Origin of the sequence: Acidaminococcus sp. (genome assembly GCF_050873445.1) — a bacterium.
Lineage (GTDB): Bacteria > Bacillota > Negativicutes > Acidaminococcales > Acidaminococcaceae > Acidaminococcus.
In genome coordinates this window covers 1-3,054 of record NZ_JBNMIU010000092.1, presented here as the reverse complement: position 1 = coordinate 3,054, position 3,054 = coordinate 1, and the positions used below count along the sequence as shown (strand labels likewise).

General features: G+C 51.6%; 5 protein-coding genes. 4 read left to right on the top strand and 1 reads right to left on the bottom strand.

Annotated elements, in window-relative coordinates; translation table 11 throughout:
* Position 1: 1 nt before the first annotated feature.
* The 3 genes from ACR0QW_RS10855 to ACR0QW_RS10845 are packed head-to-tail and all read left to right on the top strand — an operon-like array spanning position 2 to position 772.
* Positions 2 to 172, top strand: a complete 171-nt coding sequence (locus ACR0QW_RS10855) for a phage tail tube protein (RefSeq protein ID WP_432643646.1) — start codon at positions 2 to 4, stop codon at positions 170 to 172.
* Between the two features lie 13 nt (positions 173 to 185).
* Entirely contained in the window at positions 186 to 602 is a 417-nt protein-coding gene (locus ACR0QW_RS10850) for a phage tail assembly chaperone (protein WP_432643645.1), read from the top strand.
* A gap of 26 nt (positions 603 to 628) precedes the next feature.
* Entirely contained in the window at positions 629 to 772 is a 144-nt protein-coding gene (locus ACR0QW_RS10845; protein WP_014128967.1) for a hypothetical protein, read from the top strand.
* Positions 773 to 802: 30 nt separating this feature from the next.
* On the opposite strand, the gene ACR0QW_RS10840 is transcribed toward ACR0QW_RS10845, so the two are convergent.
* The gene (locus tag ACR0QW_RS10840) at positions 803 to 1,498 is read right to left on the bottom strand and encodes a hypothetical protein (protein WP_432643644.1); all 696 of its coding nucleotides are present in this window, start codon (positions 1,496 to 1,498) and stop codon (positions 803 to 805) included.
* Between the two features lie 80 nt (positions 1,499 to 1,578).
* Between ACR0QW_RS10840 and ACR0QW_RS10835 the strand changes: the two genes are divergently transcribed.
* A partial coding sequence (locus ACR0QW_RS10835) for a phage tail tape measure protein (protein ID WP_432643643.1) occupies positions 1,579 to 3,054 on the top strand: 1,476 nt, incomplete at its 3' end.

Here is a 3,054-nt window from a genome sequence, read left to right as displayed (position 1 = left end):
CGTGACCATCGTATCCGTCCTTGACGATAAGGACGCCATTGGCAGCGAACGCATCGTCATCAAGGATGCGACCTTTGACAGCCTGATCCTGGCCGACTGGGAAGTGGACAAGATGGGCGAGGAAAGCTACAGCTTCACCTTCTCGGATTGGGATCTCTTGGATTTAGCATAAGGAGAACAAGCACATGAATATGGTAGACCGACTGCTGAAAGCAGATGTAGTGAACAAGCTGGCCGAACGGCCTCAGAAGAAAGTGAAGATGGAACGGCTCTCGAAGCTGTTCGGATTCGATTTTATCATCACGCTCCGGGCCATCGACCCGGAACGCTACGCCGATATCCAGAAGATGGCCGTGGACTTTACCAACGGCAGCGCCGATAACATCGACATTTATCAGATGCAGACCCAGACGCTCCTGGCGGGGATTGCAGACCCGGACCTCAAGAACAAGGACCTGCTGGAAAAATTCGGGGCCGTACTCCCTGGTGACATCATCCGCAAGCTCTTCCTGGCAGGCGAGATTGCCGACCTTACGGCGCAGATTATAGAACTTAACGGCTATACGACCCAGGAAAAGGTGGATAAAGCCGTAAAAAACTGATCCAGACCGATGGCGAAGTGCAGGCGATGTATCTCCTGTTCCGGGAGCATCACCTGCTGCCGTCAGCGGTCATGAAACTGGGATACGGCGAACGGCAGGTGCTGTATGCCTTCATCCGCTATGAGATGGAAGAACGCAATAAAAAAGTATCTTCAGCATTATCGGATTAACTGCTGAAAATACGGCTATCTGCCATAAAGTCATAAGGCAAGCTCAAGCCACTTAGATATTTCATAGACGAAGTCGCTCTTTTTCTTGCATTGTGGGTGGCCGACACGTAGTACATGAAAGGTTTGATTGCCCAGAGTGGAAATGGCTTCCTGCCAGGGCATTTTTCTTTTCCCAATATCTTTAGAACCGTTGTAATGAATATTATAACGGTCAAAAACGTTAGGTATGTAATCGTCATAATACCAAGCTGTATAAAAAATGATATGAGTAGGATGTATTACCTTTAATTCCTGCTGAAGGACTTTTAGGTTTAGGATACAGTTGGATTTTACAAAATCTGAGGTAGTATCCTTTCCTCCGGAATTGTTGCATTTGACAATATTGGTAAATGCGATGTGTTCTATAGAATCGTCACCGAATATTCTCTGAGTGATAGCACGAGTATAGCTCCAATATGGCCAGCTTTTGTTCCACAGAGATTCACGGGTATATTGAAAGGGATTGCGAAAGCCGTCTTCAATCGTGCCGGGATTGTTTCTGGCATTTTTACCGACAAATAGAATTCTCTTGGAAGTTTTATTAAAATCGGAACCTACGCACCAGCAGCCAATCGGTAAGGATAAATGTTCTTTCTTGTGACATTCTTCACAGATTTTGCAAGTACCAAGCTCCATATGGTGATATCGTTCAGCTAATCTTTTTTCTGTTTCATTGAAATAGCGCATTGGAATTCCTCCGTAACGATAGACTTCTTTTATCTTACTATATTTTTAATATCTGTAACAACATTGAGAGGTGAAACAGCATGGCCAATAATGTCATCGATGCCGCCATCCGGCTGCGGGATTTGTTCACGCCGACCGTGCGTAGCGTCAATGCCAGCCTGGGGACCATGAAGACCCAGATGGCGGCGGCGAAACAATCGGTCAGCGGACTGTCGGACAAGCTGACGGAGCATGAGCGCATCCAGAAACGGACGGCGAAGAGCATCGAGCAGACGGGAAGCAAGATTTCCGGCTTATCAGACAAGATGGCCCTGCTGTCAGCCCCCCTCCTGGCAGCCGCAACGGCAGGCTTCAAGCTGCACAGCGACTTTGCCAACGGTATCGCCAAGATTTCGACTTTGGTCGACACGACGGTCGTTTCCATGCAGAAGGTCAGTGATGAGATTCGTGCTGTCAGCGATGAAACGGGCGCAGGTGTCGCTGATCTTTCGGAATCGGTCTACCAGGCCATTTCCGCTGGTGTCGATGCGGCCCATGCCGTGGGCTTTGTCAAAGACATGACAATTGCTGCGAAAGCCGGCTTCACCGACACGACGACTGCCGTTAACGGTGTGACCACGGTCCTCAATGCCTATGGAAAATCGGCAGAAGAAGCCACGGCGGTGACGGACCAGATGCTCCTGGCACAGAACTTCGGCAAGACATCCTTTGGCGAGATGGCCCAGTCCATGGGCAATGTCATCCCCATTGCGGCACAGCTCAATGTCAGTACCCAGGAACTGTTCGGTTCCATCGCCGTCCTGACCAAGAACGGTATCCGGACCAGCGAGGCCATTAACGGACTCAAGGCGGCTTACAGCAACATCCTGAAGCCGTCTGCCGAAGCGGCGAAACTGGCTCAGTCCCTTGGCCTTGAGTTCAATGCGGCTCATCTGCAGAGCGTGGGCTGGGTGAAGTTCCTGGACGAAGTGAAGCGGGCGACAGGCGGCGATGCCCAGCAGATGGCCCAGCTCTTTGGCTCTGTCGAGGGCCTGAACAGCATCCTGGTCCTGACGGGCAAGGGAGCCGGGGACTTCGATAAGGTCATGGACCAGATGGCCCAGTCTGCCGGCATGACCCGGGAAGCCTATGAGAAGATGCTGACCCCGTCGGAGCAGATGCAGATTGCCATGAACCAGCTGAAGAATGCCGGCATGGATTTAGCAGTGTCGTTTACGCCGTACTTCAAGGCCATGTCGATGCGCGTCAAGGAACTGGCTGCCTGGTTCCGTGCGCTTACACCGGAACAGAAAACGCTGATTGGCCAGGTGGCTTTTGGCATCGTGACCTTCCAGCTCTTCGGTTCCACCCTGGGGCGGGTGCTGACGGTCGGCGGCAGGGCTTTTGGTACTTTCAACTCTATTGCCACGGGCATTAGCAAAGCCGGCAGTGTCTCGAAGTATCTCTCGACCCAGTTCAAAGGACTCATTCCGGTCTGCCGGGGCATTGCCATCGTGGCCAGGGGCATGGGCAGTACCTTTCTGACTGCCGGACGCATGATGATCACCATCATCCGT

Excerpts from the sequence above, each read along its gene's own strand:
- ACR0QW_RS10840 (WP_432643644.1), bottom strand. The coding sequence starts at position 1,498 with ATGCGCTATTTCAATGAAACAGAAAAAAGATTAGCTGAACGATATCAC.
- ACR0QW_RS10845 (WP_014128967.1), top strand. The coding sequence starts at position 629 with ATGTATCTCCTGTTCCGGGAGCATCACCTGCTGCCGTCAGCGGTCATG.
- ACR0QW_RS10850 (WP_432643645.1), top strand. The coding sequence starts at position 186 with ATGAATATGGTAGACCGACTGCTGAAAGCAGATGTAGTGAACAAGCTG.